This is a genomic window from Allobosea sp. NPDC055594, assembly GCF_053618995.1.
Genome location: NZ_JBSHIO010000033.1, coordinates 1 through 15335, shown reverse-complemented (window position 1 = coordinate 15335; position 15335 = coordinate 1). Strand labels below are relative to the sequence as shown.

Genomic DNA, 15335 nt, shown 5'->3' with positions numbered 1-15335 from the left:
CACGCCGCAACCCGCGTTTACCACCTGTCTGGGGGGCTGGTTTTTTTTTATAAGACACCCCCATGGGCCCCGGCGCTGTGGGGCGGCCGCGTCGGCGCCTGCCTATCAGCGACGGACAGATAATACCAGTCATAGCCCTCGCCCGAGACCAGCCGCGCGCGAAGATGGTCGACATCGGCCGGCCCGCGCGCCAGGGCGATGTCGGCATGATCGGGCGTATCGCGCCAATCGGTCAGCGGCGCGTAATAGTCGATGCCGATCGCGTCGATGTCAGACGAGGCCCAGAGCGGATCGAGCGGAAAACGCACTTCGAGCCCGCCGTCTCGGACATGAGCACCGTACTCGGTCCAGTCGGCGGCATAGACCAGCTGGGTCGGGGCCGGCAGCAAGGCTCGCACCTCGGCCGCCAGAGCGACCAGCCCCTCGACCATCGGATAGATGCCCGGCGCGCGGCGCACCCGTGTCAGGCCGACCAGCTCCGAGCCGAGAATGAAGCCGGCGACCCCGCCGGCCGCCCTGGCCAGCATCGCGGCATGCAGCACCGCGCGACGAAATCCCCAATCCTCCGGCACCGCGCAGACGACCCTGTCGCCATCGAGCGAGAAATCGCTCGCCCGCGCCGAGCCGAGGAAGCTCGCGATCTGCGCGGCGGCCACCGCACCACCATCGGCCGTGCCCGGCCGATCGGGCGCGGGCGAGCAGCTCAGCCGGCCACGCCAGGGATAGGGAGGCTGCGCGCCAGCGCTGGAATGGGGATCCGGCAGGGCATTGTCGGCCGGGATGTCCATCATCACGAAGGGATAGAGCACGACCTCCAGCCCATAGACGTCCCGCAGCCTGCGGATCAGCGCGATGACGCTGTCGTCCGAGGGCGTGCCGCCATAGGCCGGCTTGCCACCCGACCGGCTGACCAGGCGCGCCTCGGCACGTCCGAGCCCGGCCACCGACCACTGCGCGCCGGACGTCGTCTTCTCCGTGATCTCGACGCGCGGCGTGATAGTGCAGGAGCCGGCGCGCAGATCGTCGCCGAACCAGCTCACCACCAAGGAGACCCGCCGCAATTGGGGGCAGAGCGCCAGGAGATGGCCGATCGCGCCATCGACATCGGTCGCGCTGTGCCATTGATGGCGATTCTCGGCGAGGCTGACGCCCGGCTCGGGCTCCTGGTTCACCAGCGTCGGCTGATAGATGAACTCGCTAGCACCCGGGATCAGCGTCACGGCACGGATCATGCCGCCGAGCCCCGGCACCGCGCGCACCACCTCGAAGGAGAATTGCGGCACGCGATTGCCGTAGTCGGCGAGCGGAAAATGCTCGAACACGACATAGGCCATGCCGCGATAGCCCGGAGCAGCGCCCGCTTCCTTGGCAGAGATCAGCGGGTCGGGCTGCTGATCGGGAAAGCCACGATGGACGCGCAGCGTCACGGCATTGAAATCGATCTCGCGGCCATCGGCCCAGATCCGGCGCACGAAGGCGATCGGCCCCTCGCATAGTCCGATGGCGAGGTTGGCGTAGTAAGAATACGTCGTCTCATAGGTCTTTTGCGCCTTCTGCCCGCCCTTGCCGCCGCGCTTGCTGCGGCTGACCGTGGTCGTCACCTCCTCCTCGAACCGTGTCGCCCAGATCAGCTGCCCGCCGATCCGGACACGACCATAGACGCGCGGGATCGCGGCCCCCTCCGTCGAGGCGAGACCGTCGATCTCGGTCAGGCGCGGCCCTTCGATGACCCGCGTTCCACCGCCGCCACCGAGCAGCGACTGGTCGAGCCCGGCCCCGGCGACGGCGCCGAGCGCCCGGCCGAGCATCGCGCCGGCTGGGCCGCCGAGCATGCCGCCCAGCACCGAGCCGGCGACCTGAAGAACGAGCGTAGCCATCAGCAATCCAGCTCCGGGAACGAGAAGGCGTGACTGCAATGGCGGCGCCACCAGCCCGTGAAGGCGACCTCGCTGACCGCAGCCCCGTCATGAGCGTGCAGGATCCGGCCCGGCTCGGTCAGGATGGCGCAGTGCGCCGCAGGCCAATGGTCGCGCCAGCGAAAGAGCAGGATGTCGCCAGGAAAGGCCTGAGCCGGCTCGATGGCCGCCAGATGGCGCATCGCCGCGAGCGCCAGGGTCTCGTCGGCGGCATGCTGTGCCCAATAGGGGTCATAAGGCGGCAGCGGCTCGGGTTCGTCACCATAGAGCTCACGCCAGACGCCGCGCACCAGGCCGAGGCAGTCGCAGCCAACGCCGCGCAGGGAGGCCTGATGGTGATAGGGCGTGCCAAGCCAGGACCGGGCCGTCGCGACGATCCGGGCGCGCCTCGCGGTTCCGTCGCCCCTCGCCGCATTCATCGGAACAGGCTCCCGCCGTCGAACGGCCCCGCGCCGGGATCGGAGGCGCGGACGCCGCCGATGATGAAGTCGTTGCCGGGCAGATGCGGGAAGCCGCGGAAATTGACGCCGTTTCCGAACTTGGACCGGCAGGTCGCGAAGCTCTTGTCGCAGCCGGCCGAGACCGTGAAAGCATCGCCGGCCGCGATCGGCGCCGGAGCGGCCTGCCAGAGCTGGAAGCTCACCACGCCATCGGCGTTGCGATGGCTTTTCACCTCGGTCGCGAAGCCGAGACTGGCGCCGCTGGTAAAGCTCAGCTTGCCGCCGGCGTAAAACCCGTCGGCTGAGCCCGCGAGGCCGTACGCCGTCAGTGTCAGCCTGCCATCCGTCGTGGCGACGCTGGCATGAGCCTGTCCGATCACGGCGCCGCAGCGGGCATCGCCGAGATCGGCGGAGCAAGACGCGATATAGAGTCCGCCACGCTCCTCGTCGAAGGCCTTGCCGAGCCCGCGCACCTCCGCGCTGAAATGGCTGTCGCCTCGCTTCACCTCGCCGACGAAGCCGGTCTCCAGCAAAGCGCGCTGGCCGATATCGGCCCAGTTCACCAGCCAAAGCGAGACCCGGGCATCGTCATAGAGCCCGCGCGACAGTTCGGCCTCGCTGAGCCCGCTGGCGACGAAGGCGCCGAGCACCTCGCCACCACCGGTCGCGAAGCCGAGTTCGGCCGTCGCCTCGGCCGCCTCGAGCCCCGATCCGGCCCTGTAGAGGATGCCGTCGAATGCCAGGTCGCGATCGTGGTCGGTGAAGCCGAGCACGGCACCGTCGCGCCGTGTCAGGCTCCAGCAGCGGCAAAGCGTCGTCGCCTCGCCGGAAAGATGGGCGGCGAGCGCGGAGGATAGAGTGCGCATGGGCTCGGCCTCAGTCGACGATTTCGACGATCGGAATCTTCGGGATGTCGCCGGCCTCGAAGGCGGAAAGGTCGACCTCGATCATGTCGAGGTCGAAGCGCACCGGGACGTCGAAGGCGAAGCCGGCGCTGACGAGTGCATCCGCTGCCGGGGCGTGACCGACGGCGAAGGTCAGCTGACCCGTCGCATGGTCGCAGACGACGTTTCCGGGCTGGGCCTGGACGACGCCGTCCACGGCGACCTGCACCGAGCCGAGGACCGGCTTGGTGATCCGCCGGACATAGGGCGCATGCAGGCCGCCATAGAGCTTGCCGAGCTGGAAGACGCGCGTCACCCCGTCGCCGATGCCGATCTGCTGATCGCTCGCCGCCGGCTCGCCGGAGGGCACGCAGCTCTTCCAGTCGAGCCGATCGCGCCAGCGGAAACCGTAGAGCCGACCGCGACGCTCCTCGAAGAAGGCTACGATCGCCGCGAGCTGATCGAGCGTGCGCACGCCGAAGCCGGCATCATAGCGCCGGCGGGAATGGGCCCAGCGGCTGTTGCGGACCTCCCGGCCGGAGGCCAGCGTGACGACCTGCGTCAGCCGCTCCGGACCACCGCGGGCGCCGCGCGCGATCTCGATCGGGAAGCGTTCCTCATGGAAGCCGCTCATGCCGCATTCCTTGCTGGTTGGGGCGTGGCTGCCGGCTCATGCTGCACGGGCCGGTCAGAGCGCACGGTTGCCGCGCGCCACCGCCCGCGCGATCGCGGCCGAAACCTGAGCCTCGGAGCGGCGGAAACTATCGGCATCGGGGGTCGAAACCTGGACGACGACGCTGACCGGCCTGCGGCCATCCCCGCCGCCGGCGCGCACGCCGAGCTTGCCGTCAGGGCCTCGCGAGAGCGGCATGATCGCCTCGGCGCCGCGCTCGCCCATCAGGCCGAGGCCGCGTCCCATGGCGAAATAGGACGGCGCCGCAACCACTCCGCCATCGGCGAAGACCGACACGGAGGGGACGACATTGCCGCCAAGCCCGTTCGAGAACAGTCCGGCGAGGCTCTTCAACCCTGAGCCCAGCAACCCGGAAAGCCCGGTCTGCAAGGGCTTCAGCGCCGATTTCAGCAGGCTCTCGCTCAAGATCCGGCCAACGCTGCGCAGCACGTCCTCGAAGCGCCGGCCCTCGATGACGCCTCTGGCGAAGGCACCGCTGATCGACCGTCCGAAAGCTTCGGAAGCGCGAGTCAGGCCTTGCGTCAGCCCGGTCATGGCGCGCAGCCCGGAGAGATCGAATGAGGGTGTATCGTCTTCTGACATGGCGATCGGTCCTTCGGTTCCGGCTCAGCCCAAGGCCGCAGGGCTGTCGGGATGGTCGCGCATCAGGGCCTCGAGCGTGCCGCGCGCCGGCGGCTCGCCCGCAGGAACGCGGCGAAGCGCTTCGCTCGCCGCAAAGATCTCGCGCGGGCTCGCAGCCCAGAAAGTCTCGGGCGGCCAGCGCAGTTGGCCGAGCCCGAAGGCCATGACCTCGCGCCAGGGGAACGGGGCGGGCGCCGCCGGCGCGGCTATGGCACCGGCGGCGACGGAGGGCGCGCAGGCTCGCCCTCGCCCACCGGTGCGAAGGTCGCGTCGAGCAAGGCGATCGCCGCCGCGATCGCGCCGTTCAGCCCCCCATCGAAGGCGAGCGCCGCCACCTCGTCATCGGCCAGCCCGACACCCGCGCCACGAAGGCCGGCCGCGAGGATGCGGGTGACATCGCGGGCGGACAGCCTGCCGGTGGCGAAACGTTCTCCCAAAGCGGGCAGATCCTCGACGGCAAAGGCGTGCTCCAGCTCGGCAAGCGCGCCCAGGGTAAGCCGCATCGGCCGCGCCCTGCCCTCGACCATGAGGGCGACCTCGCCCCGATAGCGATTGACCATGGAGGGATCTCCTCAGGCGAGCGTGAAGATGAGCTGTCCGGCCGATTCCAGCGAGAGCTCGAAGGTGACCTCGGCGGCGTGGTCGCCGCGATATTCGAGCGTGGAGATCTGGAACGGCCCGGTGATCACGCCGAAATCGGGCACCACCACCTGCCAGTCGCGAATGCTGCCGTCGAAGAAGATCTGCCGCACCAGCGCGTCCGAAGCCTCGTCCTTGAAGATGCCGGCGCCGCTGATGCTGGCCCGCCGCATGCCGGCTCCCGCCAGCAATTCGCGCCAGCGGCCGGCCGATTCGGCATGGGTGACGTCGACCGCCTCGGCATTGAAGGCGATCTGGCGGGCGCGCAGCCCGGCGACGGTGACGAAGCTTCCGCCTGCATCGGCCGCCTTGAGCAGCAGGTCCTTGCCTTTCTGGGCCGGCATCGGCTGTTCCTTTCCGGTGTTCTCAAAGGGTTTCGGTGACGGCGCGGAAGCGCAGCGTCACCGTCGGAAGCTGACTCCTGGCATCGCGAGCGAGCCGCGAGGACAGCCAGGTCAGATTGATCAGGCGATGTCCGTCGAGCCCGAGCGGTGCACCGTTCAGGCTGGCGACGATTGCAGCAGCCGCCTCGAGCGCCTGGCGCGCGGACGCGCTTTCGCCGGCCCAGACCACGAGGCTGAAGCGTTGCTCGCAGCCGGAATCGCTGCCGGTCGACCAGTCATCGGCCTCGACCTCGCCATGGACGAGATAGGTTCCCTTCGCGGCGCGCGGCGGCTCCTCATAGAGCCGGCCGGCTCCGATCAGGGCAATCAGGCCCGCATCGGCGGCCAGATGCGCCTGGACGGCACGGCGCAGGGCAAGGACCGCTCCGCTCATGGACGAACCTCCTCCGCCAGGCAGACCAGGCGCCGGCGTCCGCCATCGGGGTCGGCGACGGCGCGGATCTCGAAAATCTGTGTCGCATCCCGCAGCCGCTGGCCGGCATCGACCCCGGCGCGCCAGCGCAGGCTGATGCGATGGCTGAGCGCCTGCTCTGGACGTCCGGCGCGCCAGCGTTCTTCGCCCGACAGCCATTCGACCCGTGCCCAGACCGCTGCGACGAGCTCATGGCTCCGCATCTCGCCACCGCTTCCGTCCGGCACACCCACCGGCCGCTCGAGCAGCAGGCGCCGCCGCATCGCGCCGACCGGGCCGGATTTGAAAGATTCGTCCATCACCGCCTCCGTCACAGTTTCAGGCGGCGAAAAGGGGCGAGGAGCGCCGCGATCTCGGCCGGCAGTTGCGCGGAATCCCGGCTGGCGACGTCGCCGCGCTGCTCGAACCAGCGGCAGGCCAGCCGCAGGACAGCCTGGCGCAAGGGCGACGGCACCAGATCCGGCGTCGCCCCGAAACCGGCGACGACATCGATTTCGACCGCGTCGCGCTCGCGACCCGGCATCGGCACGGACCCGGAAACCGCAATGACAGGCGGGTCCATGCCCTTGATCAGGGCAAGCGAGGAAGCGGCCACGATCTGTGCGTTACCTGCGGCGTCGTAGACCCGTGCAGCGATGATGCGCTGGACCGGCGAAAGCGGCAGGCGCAGCTCTCCGCCGACCGGCCAGCGGTCGAGCACGAGGCGCCAGCTCTGGTCGATCAGCATGCGGCCGGATGCGGCCTCGACCATCAGACGCGCCGCCGTGACGAGCATGCCGAGGAGTTCGTCCTCGTCGGCAGCATCGAGCCGCAGGAAATCCCTGGCCTGCACCAGCGAGACGGGCTCGATTGCCGGCGGCGAGATCGCGAGCGGCGTCATCCTGGCCGTGTTCATGGCCTCTCCCTTTCCGGGGTTTGAACGAAGGAGCCGATGCGCTATCCAGCGCCCTCCCAACTGGAGGGCGTCATGCGCGACGGCACAGCGAAATGGTTTGCCGGACTGGCCGCCGGGGCAGCGGCGCTGCTGGCCTCGCCGGCCGGGGCGGTGGTTGGCGGGCGCGAAGGGGGGCCGCAGGCCAGCTCGACCGTAATGGTCCTCAACGCCCGCGGCGGCGTCTGCACGGGCATCGTGCTGTCGCGTCGCGCGATCCTGACAGCGGCGCATTGCGCCGACGGACGCACCGATCTGCGCATCCATTGGCGCGAAGGCGGTGAACCCGTCCTGGTCGAACCCAGCGCGGTCGCGCTCCACCCGGAGTTCAACGCAAAGGCGGTCGCGGCCAGGAAACGCTCGATCGACCTCGCGCTCGTCCGTCTCGCAGCACCGCTCCCGGCCCGCTTCTCGGCGGCGTCGCTGGTCGACGGCCCTCTGCCGCGCGCCGGCACGGCGATCACGCTCGCCGGCTATGGCGTCTCGCGCGAGGGCGAAGCGAGATCGACCGGCACCTATCGTTCGGCAGCGCTCGCCACCGTCGAGCCCTATGGCCCCGGCCGGGTTCTGATCTGGACGGCAGATCCTGCCGGCGGCGGCAAGCGCGCGGCGTCAGGCGCCTGCCAGGGCGACTCCGGCGGCCCGATGCTCGATCATGAAGGCGGCATCGTCGCAGTCACCAGCTGGTCGACCGGCCCCGGCGGCAAGCAATGCGGCCTGCTCAGCCAGGGCGTTCTGGTCGCCCCGCAACGCAGCTGGATCGACCGGACCCTGTCGGGCTGGGGCGAAACCGTCGATTGGACACAGAAGCGCTGAGACGCAATGCGACAGATCGGAGCCGAATCTCGGCTGCCTTCCGACTCTGTCGAAGGCAGGCGCGGAGAACGGCACTGGACTGCGCCGCAGCAAACCATAAAGTGACACCATGGTCGCAATGAAACCGATCGCATCTCAATCCCGCCATCCGTTCAAGGCGGCCGTCATCCTGTTCGCAGCCGCGCTGCAGGCCACGCCGGCAAGCGCGGTCGTCGGCGGCGTCAAGTCGCGCTCCGCCGATGGCGTGCGTGCCTCGACCCTGCGGATCGAGACCAGCCGCGGCGAACTCTGCTCCGGCGCCGTGATCTCGACCGAGCTGATCCTGACGGCGGCGCATTGCCTGATGACGGGCGGCTCGGTGCGCGTCATCAGCCTCGACCGGCGCTTCCGCAGCCGCACCCATGCCGTTGCGGCCGTGCTGCCGCACCCGACCTTCGTGCCGGGCACGACGCCGCGCACCCAGCCCGGCGCCGACCTCGCGCTGATCCGCGTCGCCAGCCCGCTGCCTGCCGATCTCGAGCCTTTGACGCTGGGCGGCGGGCTCTGGCAGGGCGAAACGGTGACCATGGCCGGTTTCGGCCTGGCCTCGGAGAAAAACAAGCGCACCGCCCGGGTGCTGCGCGAGGCGACGCTGGTCAACGCCGGCAACTACACCACCGCGAACACCGTCAAGGTGGCCGTCGACACCGAGAACCGCGGCGAAGTGCCGGGCGCCGGCGCCTGCCGCGGCGATTCCGGCGGCCCGGTGCTGCGCGGGCCGCCGGGTTCGCGCGATCTCGTCGGAATCGTCTCCTGGTCGAGCGGTCCGTTGAGTTCGCGCGTCCGGTTAATTTGTGGCGGCTTCACGGCGATCACCCCGATCAGCGAGCACCGCGCCTGGATCAGCGAAGCCAGCGCTCGCCTGCTCAATTATGGCGATGATACCAGGCAGGTGCGCGACGATGCGAACCCGAGCGCCAGCTACAGCTGGTGGTTCGGCCGCTGAGCCGACGAGCGCCGACCACGGCCCTCAGGCGGAGAACTTCAGCCCCTTGATCGCGGCGGAGTCCTGGACGCCGCCGCCGACCCGCTTGGTCGTGTAGAACAGCACATGCGGCTTGGCGGAATAGGGATCGCGCAGGATGCGCACCCCCGCCCGGTCGACCACGAGATAGCCGCGCCGGAAATCGCCGAAGGCGATCGCGATCGCATCCGTCGCGATGTTCGGCGTGTCCTCCGCCTCGACCACCGGAAAGCCCAACAGCGTCGCCTGCGCGCCCGCCGCGGCCGGTGGCTGCCAGAGATACTGACCGATGGTGTCCTTGAACTTGCGCACCGCGGCCTGCGTCTTGCGGTTCATCACGAAGCTGGCGTTCTGGCGGTAGCCGGCCTTCAGCGCATAGACGAGGTCGACCAGGATGTCGGCCGGGTTCGCGGCGGCGAAGGCACCGGCGACGCCGGTCTTCAACGTGCCGATATTGCCCCAGCTCCAGCTGGCATCGGCGACGCTCGGATAGGCAAGGAAGCCCCTGGGCTTGTCGACGCCGTCGCCGTTGACGAAGGCCGCGCCCTCCTGCTCGGCGAAGGCGCTCTCGACCTCCTCGGCGATCCACTGGTCGATATCGACGATCGCGTCGTCGAGCAGCGTCTGGGTCGCCGCCGGCATGGCATAGAGCTCCATCGCCGGGAAGGAGAGCTCGGCCAGAGCGGGCGTGCCGGTCTGCGCCCGGGCGACGGTCTCCGCCACCCAGCCCGAAGCCGGGCCGCTGGTCGAGAACGCCTTCTTGTAGGTGCCCGAGCGCGCGGATCGGCGAGACCGCGGAGAGGCGCCGCAGGATCTCGCTCTCGACGGTCGAAGGCGCGAGATAGCCGCCATCGGGCCCCGAACCGGCAGAGAGCGCCTTGCCCTCGAGCTGCTTCAGCCCGGCCGCCTCGCCATGGCGGACATAGGAGGCGAAGGCGGCCTTGTGCTCGGCCACGGCCGGGTCGCGCTCCTCCCCCGCACCCAGCGCCGGACGGCGGGCGTCGAGCGCGAGCCGATCGAGACGGCGGCGCGTCTCGTCGAGCGCGCCGTCGAGGCGCTGCAGTTTCTCGCTGGTCACGACATCGCCGCCCATGCGGGTTTCGAGCTCAGCCAGGCGCTCGTCATTGGCGGCCCGATAGGCCTCCAATGTGTAGCGCAGATCGTCATAGGCCAGCGCGATCTCGCCGGTCGCCTTGGTCTCAGGAGCCTGGTTCGACAGGGTCATGGGTTCTCCTCGCATGGCTTGTCCTCGGAAGTGAGCGGAGGGTTTCAGATTCAGGACAGGAAGGCGGGCGAAAGCGGGCGCGCCGTCTTGACCACCGCGACGCGGGCCTGCGGCTGCATCGGGAAGGTGACGAGCGAAATCTCCCAGAGATCGACCTTCTCCAGCCGGCGCAGGCCGGTGCGCGGATCGTTCCGGGCCCCCTCGGAACGGAAGCCGATCGAGAGCCCGTCTATCGCGCCGTCACGCATCAATGCGTGCAGCTCACGGGCCCGGGCGACGGCGAGCGAGAGCCGGCCGCGCACGCGGAGCCCGCGCATATCCTCGCGCAGCTCGATCCAGCGGCCGATCGGCTCGGTCGGGTCATGCTGCCAGAGCAGCTTGACGCCGCCCGGCCCGCGGCGTGCCAGGCTTTCGCGGAAGGCGCCGGGCTCGACCACGTCCTTGCCGAGATCGGCGACGCGAAACAGGCTGGCATAGCCCTCGAAGGCGCCATCCGGCGCGATCCGGGTCAGCGGCCGCGCCAGGAACTTGGCCTCCCTGGCAAACGGGTTGTTCCCCAGAGCCAGCCTCATCGCGCGCCCTCCCTGGCGGGGCGGTCGGCCTGGTCGAGGCGGCCCAGCGTCTCGAAGAAGCGTCCGAAGACCTCGCGTGGCGGGCCGTCGCTGCGCGGCCCACGCGTTCCTGTGGTCGGGCGGCTGATGGCAGGCGCTGGTCGAGACGGCGATTTCGCGCCGGTCTTGCTCATGTCTCATCTCCCTCGTAGCGGGCGTTGAAGCGGGCGAACTCGCGGACGAAATCGTCGAAGCGCCGGTTGGCGGCGACGAGTTCGCGCAGGACGAGCAAAGCCAGCGCCGAGGCGCCGAAGGCCCAGAGCAGCAAGGCGAGATGGCCGAGATCGCCGCGCGCGACGATGCCGCCGGCCGCCTGTTCGATCAGGTTCATGACGCCTCCTCCCGGCGGCCATAGCCGACCGCCTCGCGCTTCTCGTCGGTGCTGAGGAACTCCGCGGCCGAAACCCTGCGCCAGAGCGATTCCCGCTCCTCGGCGAGCGCCTCGACCGCATCGAGATCGGGTTCGAGTGAAAGATCCTCGCCGAAGGCCGGGCCGAGCCATTGCGCCAGCGACTGCGCCGTACGCCTGACCAGCGGGATCAGCGTCTGGCGCCAGAAGGCACGGTTGGCCTCGGCGAAATTGGCATGGGTGTTGTCGCCGGGTAGGCCGAGCAGCAAGGGTGGCACGCCGAAGGCGAGCGCGATCTCGCGCGCTGCGACGCCCTTGGCGGCGACGAAATCGAGCTCGGCCGGCGACAAGGACAACGGCTTCCAGTCGAGCCCACCTTCGAGCTGCAGCGGGCGGCCGGCATTGCGCGCGCCCTGGAAGCCCTCCTCCAGCTCCTGCTTCAGCCGCTCGAACTGCGCCTCGGTCAGCGTGCCGCCTTCCGGCCCGTCATAGACCAGCGCGCCCGAGGGCCGCGCCGCATTGTCGAGCAGCGCCTTGTGCCAGGCGCCGGCGGCATTGTGGACATCGAGCGAGCAGGCGGCCGCCTCGATCGGCGAGAGCCCGTAATGGTCGTCGACCGGGTGGAACTGCGTGAGATGCAGGATCGGCGGCAGCGAGCCTTCATCCTGGCGGAAGCGGATGGTCCGAGCCCCGACGCTATAGTCATAAGCCTCGGCCCAGCCATCGCGACCGGGGACGACCCGCATCCGGTCGGGCCTGAGCGCATGAAGCTCACGCGGCTCGCGGCCGATGCTGACGGCCTCGACATAGGCATTGCCGGCGACGACGAGGTGGCCATAGAGCGTCTCGCGGAAGGCGATGCCGCCCTGGAGCGGATTGGGCCGCTCGATCAGCGCCAGCGCTGGGTGTTCAGTCTGCTCGCGCCCGCTGACCTTGGCGATCAGCGGAGTCTGGGCCGCCGCCTCGGCGATCAGCCTGACGCAGCGATGCACCACCGGGTTGCGCTGATAGCCCTCCCGCGAGAGCGCGCCATAATCGCGCGGCGTCCAGACCGGGCGCCCGGCCTCGTGCAGGGCGATCAGCGGCCCGATGCGCGAGCGCTTCTGTTCCGGCGCGGCAAGGCCGCGCAGGCTGCGAAGGAAATTGAGCATGGGTTTCTCGCTGTTTAAGCGCAGGTCATGCTCGGCCTTGAGCCGAGCATCTCATCACCCGAGTCATCCCGGGCGACCGCAGGGAGACCCGGGATTCATTCCTGAGCCTTTCCGAACGAGGCTCAGGCATGGATCCCGGATCGGCGCCGCTTCGCGGCTTGTCCGGGACGACCTCGGAGGTAGATCTAAAGTCCCCTCACCCGCGGCCGGCCTTTCGGCCCGAGCATCAGATGCGTCAGCGCCCAGACCAGCGCGTCGAGCCGGTCGGGCGAGCGGCCCGAACTCAGCCCGGTCGGGCCGAAATCGCACAGTTAGGCCAAGGGCCGGATTGCTGAGCAACGCCAAGCACTTGCGTTTTCCAACGCGAGCAGGACATGGCGTGAATGGACCCAGAACGATCCGAGACTTTGTAAAGCGCTTTTCCCGCCCCTCCCCCACCCAGGCGGAGGTGGCGTGATGGCGGACCCTTACCTCATCACCGGCCCGGCGCTCATCAGCTTCAGCGGCGGGCGGACCAGCGCATTCATGCTCTGGAACATCCTCCAGGCTCACGGCGGCAAGCTGCCTGACGACGTGGTCGTGGCCTTTGCGAACACCGGCAAGGAGCGCGAGGAGACGCTTCGCTTCGTCCATGAGTGCGGGGCGCGGTGGGGCGTCCCGATCCGATGGCTGGAATGGCGTGGTCGCGGTGGCGACGATGCCGACCGCTTTGCGGTGGTCGACTTCGAAAGCGCTGCTCGAAAGGGCGAGCCCTTCGAGGCACGCATTAATCTGACGGGCATCATCCCGAACAGCTTCATGCGGATCTGCACGATCGATCTGAAGCTGAAGACGATGCAGGCTTTCATCCGCAGGCTGGGGTGGAAGCACTGCGTCAATGCGGTTGGTCTGCGCCGCGATGAGGGAAAGCGCGTCGCGAGGCAGATGGCCGCCCCGCCGAAGGGCTGGGATGTCGTCTGCCCACTCTACGAGGCCGGGGTCACGCGCGACGACGTGATGGAGTTCTGGGCAGAGCAGGACTTCGACCTGGGCCTTCAGCCTTGGGAAGGCAACTGCGACCTCTGCTTCATGAAGGGCGAGCGCATCCTTCAGCGCATCATCCTCGACGACCCAAGCCGCGCGGACTGGTGGATCGAGCAAGAAGAGCGCGTCGGGCACCTTTTTAAGAAAGGTCGCCGCTCGTTCGCTGAAATGCGAGAGCGGGCCTTGTCGACCCCAGTCCTACCGCTGGTCGACCCGGATCACGAGCACGATGCCGAATGCGGTCTCACCTGCGCGGGAGAAGCCGCATGACGCCCCTCACCACGAAGGCCGCAGAGATCCGGGCGGGGCTGGTCGACCGGTTGCATGCCCTGGCTTCGCCTGAGCGCGTCAAGCATGGCGTCCCTCAGGACGTGGCGATGACCGAAGCCGCCGCACTCATTGAGCAGCTCGCGGCCGAACTGGCGAGGTTGGAGCAAGACAAGGCTTTCCTCAAGGCCGCCTACGCTACTCTCGCCGCGAGAGCCGACAATTACTCTGAGAGGCTCCTAGCCGCCGAAGCCGAGCGCGATGAACTGCTTCGCGAGAAGGAGAGGATGGGGGCTTTGGCCCGCAGGCTGAGCGACGCGCTGCTGACCGTTCGCCCGCTTGGCGGCTCGGAGCTGTTCATGCGGGCTGGCGAAGACTTCTACGCGGACCCGGACGTCTGCACGGCTGAGATCGCGATGCTTCGCACTGAACTGCATGAGGCGAAGGTGTCTGTCGCGCGAGAGCGCCGCGCCCGCCCGGCTCTGGAGAACGGCCCTGCCGGTCTCGCGGATGGAGAAACAGCATGAAGGTGCTCCAACTCATCAGCGGGTGCGAGAAGTGCCCTCGTCGCGTCTACTACTCGGCCGGGCAGTATGATTGCAGCGCCGCCGAAATGAGGCTGCCGTCGCTTGCCGAACTGAATGGACGGCCCGCCAGCTTTTGCCCACTTGCAGACTATGCCCCCTCCACCCCCTCCCTGTCCGAGAGGGTCGCGGTGCTGGAGGCGGCGTTGCGGCCGTTCGCGGATTTCGCGCAGTGGACGGACGCCGAGGGCTGGGCCTGCAACATCCACCGAGAGGGCATCTCGGTCTGGTTCGGCCCTTCCGACTTCCGCCGCGCCCGCGCCGCCCTTCCCCAGGCGCTCGCTCCTATTGGGGAGGCGGGACGATGACGAGACTTAGCTGGAATCGAGACGAGGACGGCGTGGTGACGGTTTTTGCCACTCGAGGCGAGCGCCCGCCATTCGCGGTCGCTGATTTCTGGCTCCGGCCGTCGATGAAAGACGGAGCGCTCACGAGGCCGCAGGCATCGGCCCTTCAGCAGCAGCTCGTCGAGTTCTTCGTAGATCGGTTCAACCAAGAACACGCCTTCGAATGCCCCATCGGCGCAGAGGGCTGCACGAAAGATTGCGGGAGTTACGGCTGTGGCAACTGACATGACCCACCATTCTGAGCCGGCCGAGGCGGTGGCGTGCCTTTACACGGTGCAGGGCGACAGCCAGCCATTCATGCGCATCAGTCGCGGAATGCTTCACGTCGCAGGCGATATTGTCGCTGTGCAACCTCTTGGCCCATTGCCCGCCACCCCTCCCGCCCCCGTGGAGAGCGCGCAGGTGAAGGAGGCTGTTCGCCTCGCGCTCGAATGGGACGAGCGGCGAAGCTACATCATGCCGTACCGCGTGCGCGACAAGCTCCGCGCCTCCCTAGACGACGCGGAGGAAGACCGTGGCTGAGAAGCTGACGAAGGCGCAGGCGCTTTATTTGGGGGCCATCCACGATTGGGCAGCTCCCTACGAGGTGCAAGCCACTCTCGGCCTGATGACCGTCAAGACCGCGACCGTCGAGAAGGTCTTGAAGTTTCTCGTTCGCGACGGGTTCGCGAAATACGGGGCCACCCAGAACACCTACCGCATCACCCCCGCCGGCCGCCTCGCCCTGGAGAACACCGATGAGAAGCGCAACCGGCCCGCTCACGTAGAGCAGGCCGGCTCAGAGATCGCGGTCCAGCGGCAACATGATCGATGAACTGATAGAGCGCCTTCAGAGAATATCAGCACAAAGGCACCCGTCCAGTGGCAACCCAATGGAATGGTTCAATGAATGAACTGATAGAGCGCGTCGAGAAGGGCGAGGAAGCGGATCGCGAGTTGGATGGTGCAATCCATGTCGCGCTGTTCCCAGACAGCGCCGCGAGCCGCTTCATTACCGGGGCCTACCGATCCGAGTGGT

23 protein-coding genes and 1 pseudogene are annotated in these 15335 nt (G+C 68.6%); 8 read left to right on the top strand and 16 right to left on the bottom strand.

Annotated features, from left to right (window positions below):
* Positions 1-47: 47 nt before the first annotated feature.
* Genes ACWGRX_RS26530 through ACWGRX_RS26480 form a run of 11 tightly spaced genes read right to left on the bottom strand, consistent with a single transcriptional unit; the run spans position 48 to position 6905 of the window.
* Complete coding sequence (locus ACWGRX_RS26530; protein ID WP_452120000.1) at positions 48-1877, bottom strand: baseplate multidomain protein megatron; 1830 nt, start codon at positions 1875-1877, stop codon at positions 48-50.
* Positions 1877-2335, bottom strand: a complete 459-nt coding sequence (locus ACWGRX_RS26525) for an NlpC/P60 family protein (protein ID WP_291634877.1) — start codon at positions 2333-2335, stop codon at positions 1877-1879. Before ACWGRX_RS26525 ends, ACWGRX_RS26530 begins: the two co-directional genes overlap by 1 nt.
* Positions 2332-3222: a DUF2163 domain-containing protein gene (locus ACWGRX_RS26520; RefSeq protein WP_452119999.1), complete on the bottom strand. Its 891-nt coding sequence runs from the start codon at positions 3220-3222 to the stop codon at positions 2332-2334. The genes ACWGRX_RS26525 and ACWGRX_RS26520 overlap by 4 nt, the downstream gene beginning before the upstream one ends.
* Positions 3223-3232: 10 nt before the next feature.
* Positions 3233-3874: a DUF2460 domain-containing protein gene (locus tag ACWGRX_RS26515; RefSeq protein ID WP_291648668.1), complete on the bottom strand. Its 642-nt coding sequence runs from the start codon at positions 3872-3874 to the stop codon at positions 3233-3235.
* Positions 3875-3928: 54 nt separating this feature from the next.
* Entirely contained in the window at positions 3929-4516 is a 588-nt protein-coding gene (locus ACWGRX_RS26510; RefSeq protein ID WP_452119998.1) for a phage tail tape measure protein, read from the bottom strand.
* A 24-nt stretch (positions 4517-4540) separates the two neighbouring features.
* Entirely contained in the window at positions 4541-4765 is a 225-nt protein-coding gene (locus ACWGRX_RS26505) for a phage tail assembly chaperone (protein ID WP_452120001.1), read from the bottom strand.
* Positions 4762-5115, bottom strand: a complete 354-nt coding sequence (locus ACWGRX_RS26500) for a gene transfer agent family protein (RefSeq protein WP_291648664.1) — start codon at positions 5113-5115, stop codon at positions 4762-4764. The genes ACWGRX_RS26505 and ACWGRX_RS26500 overlap by 4 nt, the downstream gene beginning before the upstream one ends.
* 12 nt (positions 5116-5127) lie before the next feature.
* Entirely contained in the window at positions 5128-5538 is a 411-nt protein-coding gene (locus ACWGRX_RS26495; RefSeq protein ID WP_452119997.1) for a phage major tail protein, TP901-1 family, read from the bottom strand.
* A 22-nt stretch (positions 5539-5560) separates the two neighbouring features.
* Positions 5561-5971 carry a DUF3168 domain-containing protein gene (locus tag ACWGRX_RS26490; protein WP_452119996.1) on the bottom strand — a complete coding sequence of 137 codons (411 nt, stop codon included), beginning with the start codon at positions 5969-5971 and terminating at the stop codon, positions 5561-5563.
* Positions 5968-6309, bottom strand: a complete 342-nt coding sequence (locus ACWGRX_RS26485; protein WP_452119995.1) for a phage head closure protein — start codon at positions 6307-6309, stop codon at positions 5968-5970. Before ACWGRX_RS26485 ends, ACWGRX_RS26490 begins: the two co-directional genes overlap by 4 nt.
* 11 nt (positions 6310-6320) lie before the next feature.
* Positions 6321-6905: a head-tail connector protein gene (locus ACWGRX_RS26480; protein WP_452119994.1), complete on the bottom strand. Its 585-nt coding sequence runs from the start codon at positions 6903-6905 to the stop codon at positions 6321-6323.
* Positions 6906-6977: 72 nt separating this feature from the next.
* Here ACWGRX_RS26480 and ACWGRX_RS26475 point away from each other — a divergent pair, with 72 nt between their 5' ends.
* Both ACWGRX_RS26475 and ACWGRX_RS26470 read left to right on the top strand, forming a co-directional pair.
* Positions 6978-7757, top strand: coding sequence for a S1 family peptidase (locus ACWGRX_RS26475; protein WP_452119993.1), 780 nt, complete (start codon positions 6978-6980; stop codon positions 7755-7757).
* Positions 7758-7875: 118 nt separating this feature from the next.
* On the top strand, positions 7876-8742 hold the full coding sequence (locus tag ACWGRX_RS26470; RefSeq protein ID WP_452119992.1) for a S1 family peptidase: 867 nt from the start codon (positions 7876-7878) through the stop codon (positions 8740-8742).
* Between the two features lie 24 nt (positions 8743-8766).
* Here the strand turns inward: ACWGRX_RS26470 and ACWGRX_RS26465 are convergent.
* From ACWGRX_RS26465 to ACWGRX_RS26445, 5 genes and pseudogenes are all read right to left on the bottom strand, one after another.
* Positions 8767-10000, bottom strand: a pseudogene (locus ACWGRX_RS26465) (phage major capsid protein).
* Between the two features lie 35 nt (positions 10001-10035).
* On the bottom strand, positions 10036-10557 hold the full coding sequence (locus ACWGRX_RS26460; protein ID WP_452119991.1) for an HK97 family phage prohead protease: 522 nt from the start codon (positions 10555-10557) through the stop codon (positions 10036-10038).
* A complete protein-coding gene (locus tag ACWGRX_RS26455; protein ID WP_452119990.1) occupies positions 10554-10730 on the bottom strand; it encodes a hypothetical protein in 177 nt (58 codons plus the stop codon). The genes ACWGRX_RS26460 and ACWGRX_RS26455 overlap by 4 nt, the downstream gene beginning before the upstream one ends.
* Entirely contained in the window at positions 10727-10927 is a 201-nt protein-coding gene (locus ACWGRX_RS26450) for a hypothetical protein (protein WP_452119989.1), read from the bottom strand. The genes ACWGRX_RS26455 and ACWGRX_RS26450 overlap by 4 nt, the downstream gene beginning before the upstream one ends.
* On the bottom strand, positions 10924-12096 hold the full coding sequence (locus ACWGRX_RS26445) for a phage portal protein (RefSeq protein ID WP_452119988.1): 1173 nt from the start codon (positions 12094-12096) through the stop codon (positions 10924-10926). The genes ACWGRX_RS26450 and ACWGRX_RS26445 overlap by 4 nt, the downstream gene beginning before the upstream one ends.
* Positions 12097-12552: 456 nt before the next feature.
* On the opposite strand from ACWGRX_RS26445, the gene ACWGRX_RS26440 reads away from it, so the two are divergent.
* From ACWGRX_RS26440 to ACWGRX_RS26415, 6 genes are read left to right on the top strand one after another with little or no spacing between them, the layout of a single operon-like run.
* The gene (locus ACWGRX_RS26440; RefSeq protein WP_452119987.1) at positions 12553-13389 is read left to right on the top strand and encodes a hypothetical protein; all 837 of its coding nucleotides are present in this window, start codon (positions 12553-12555) and stop codon (positions 13387-13389) included.
* Entirely contained in the window at positions 13386-13913 is a 528-nt protein-coding gene (locus ACWGRX_RS26435) for a hypothetical protein (protein ID WP_452119986.1), read from the top strand. Before ACWGRX_RS26440 ends, ACWGRX_RS26435 begins: the two co-directional genes overlap by 4 nt.
* On the top strand, positions 13910-14278 hold the full coding sequence (locus ACWGRX_RS26430) for a hypothetical protein (RefSeq protein ID WP_452119985.1): 369 nt from the start codon (positions 13910-13912) through the stop codon (positions 14276-14278). Before ACWGRX_RS26435 ends, ACWGRX_RS26430 begins: the two co-directional genes overlap by 4 nt.
* On the top strand, positions 14275-14541 hold the full coding sequence (locus ACWGRX_RS26425; protein WP_452119984.1) for a hypothetical protein: 267 nt from the start codon (positions 14275-14277) through the stop codon (positions 14539-14541). Before ACWGRX_RS26430 ends, ACWGRX_RS26425 begins: the two co-directional genes overlap by 4 nt.
* A 1-nt stretch (position 14542) precedes the next feature.
* Complete coding sequence (locus ACWGRX_RS26420) at positions 14543-14839, top strand: hypothetical protein (protein WP_452119983.1); 297 nt, start codon at positions 14543-14545, stop codon at positions 14837-14839.
* Positions 14832-15131, top strand: a complete 300-nt coding sequence (locus tag ACWGRX_RS26415) for a hypothetical protein (RefSeq protein ID WP_452119982.1) — start codon at positions 14832-14834, stop codon at positions 15129-15131. Before ACWGRX_RS26420 ends, ACWGRX_RS26415 begins: the two co-directional genes overlap by 8 nt.
* The last annotated feature ends 204 nt before the right edge of the window (positions 15132-15335 follow it).

Excerpts from the sequence above, each read along its gene's own strand:
- ACWGRX_RS26530 (WP_452120000.1), bottom strand. The coding sequence starts at position 1,877 with ATGGCTACGCTCGTTCTTCAGGTCGCCGGCTCGGTGCTGGGCGGCATG.
- ACWGRX_RS26525 (WP_291634877.1), bottom strand. The coding sequence starts at position 2,335 with ATGAATGCGGCGAGGGGCGACGGAACCGCGAGGCGCGCCCGGATCGTC.
- ACWGRX_RS26520 (WP_452119999.1), bottom strand. The coding sequence starts at position 3,222 with ATGCGCACTCTATCCTCCGCGCTCGCCGCCCATCTTTCCGGCGAGGCG.
- ACWGRX_RS26515 (WP_291648668.1), bottom strand. The coding sequence starts at position 3,874 with ATGAGCGGCTTCCATGAGGAACGCTTCCCGATCGAGATCGCGCGCGGC.
- ACWGRX_RS26510 (WP_452119998.1), bottom strand. The coding sequence starts at position 4,516 with ATGTCAGAAGACGATACACCCTCATTCGATCTCTCCGGGCTGCGCGCC.
- ACWGRX_RS26500 (WP_291648664.1), bottom strand. The coding sequence starts at position 5,115 with ATGGTCAATCGCTATCGGGGCGAGGTCGCCCTCATGGTCGAGGGCAGG.
- ACWGRX_RS26495 (WP_452119997.1), bottom strand. The coding sequence starts at position 5,538 with ATGCCGGCCCAGAAAGGCAAGGACCTGCTGCTCAAGGCGGCCGATGCA.
- ACWGRX_RS26490 (WP_452119996.1), bottom strand. The coding sequence starts at position 5,971 with ATGAGCGGAGCGGTCCTTGCCCTGCGCCGTGCCGTCCAGGCGCATCTG.
- ACWGRX_RS26485 (WP_452119995.1), bottom strand. The coding sequence starts at position 6,309 with ATGGACGAATCTTTCAAATCCGGCCCGGTCGGCGCGATGCGGCGGCGC.
- ACWGRX_RS26480 (WP_452119994.1), bottom strand. The coding sequence starts at position 6,905 with ATGAACACGGCCAGGATGACGCCGCTCGCGATCTCGCCGCCGGCAATC.
- ACWGRX_RS26475 (WP_452119993.1), top strand. The coding sequence starts at position 6,978 with ATGCGCGACGGCACAGCGAAATGGTTTGCCGGACTGGCCGCCGGGGCA.
- ACWGRX_RS26470 (WP_452119992.1), top strand. The coding sequence starts at position 7,876 with ATGAAACCGATCGCATCTCAATCCCGCCATCCGTTCAAGGCGGCCGTC.
- ACWGRX_RS26460 (WP_452119991.1), bottom strand. The coding sequence starts at position 10,557 with ATGAGGCTGGCTCTGGGGAACAACCCGTTTGCCAGGGAGGCCAAGTTC.
- ACWGRX_RS26455 (WP_452119990.1), bottom strand. The coding sequence starts at position 10,730 with ATGAGCAAGACCGGCGCGAAATCGCCGTCTCGACCAGCGCCTGCCATC.
- ACWGRX_RS26450 (WP_452119989.1), bottom strand. The coding sequence starts at position 10,927 with ATGAACCTGATCGAACAGGCGGCCGGCGGCATCGTCGCGCGCGGCGAT.
- ACWGRX_RS26445 (WP_452119988.1), bottom strand. The coding sequence starts at position 12,096 with ATGCTCAATTTCCTTCGCAGCCTGCGCGGCCTTGCCGCGCCGGAACAG.
- ACWGRX_RS26440 (WP_452119987.1), top strand. The coding sequence starts at position 12,553 with ATGGCGGACCCTTACCTCATCACCGGCCCGGCGCTCATCAGCTTCAGC.
- ACWGRX_RS26435 (WP_452119986.1), top strand. The coding sequence starts at position 13,386 with ATGACGCCCCTCACCACGAAGGCCGCAGAGATCCGGGCGGGGCTGGTC.
- ACWGRX_RS26430 (WP_452119985.1), top strand. The coding sequence starts at position 13,910 with ATGAAGGTGCTCCAACTCATCAGCGGGTGCGAGAAGTGCCCTCGTCGC.
- ACWGRX_RS26425 (WP_452119984.1), top strand. The coding sequence starts at position 14,275 with ATGACGAGACTTAGCTGGAATCGAGACGAGGACGGCGTGGTGACGGTT.
- ACWGRX_RS26420 (WP_452119983.1), top strand. The coding sequence starts at position 14,543 with ATGACCCACCATTCTGAGCCGGCCGAGGCGGTGGCGTGCCTTTACACG.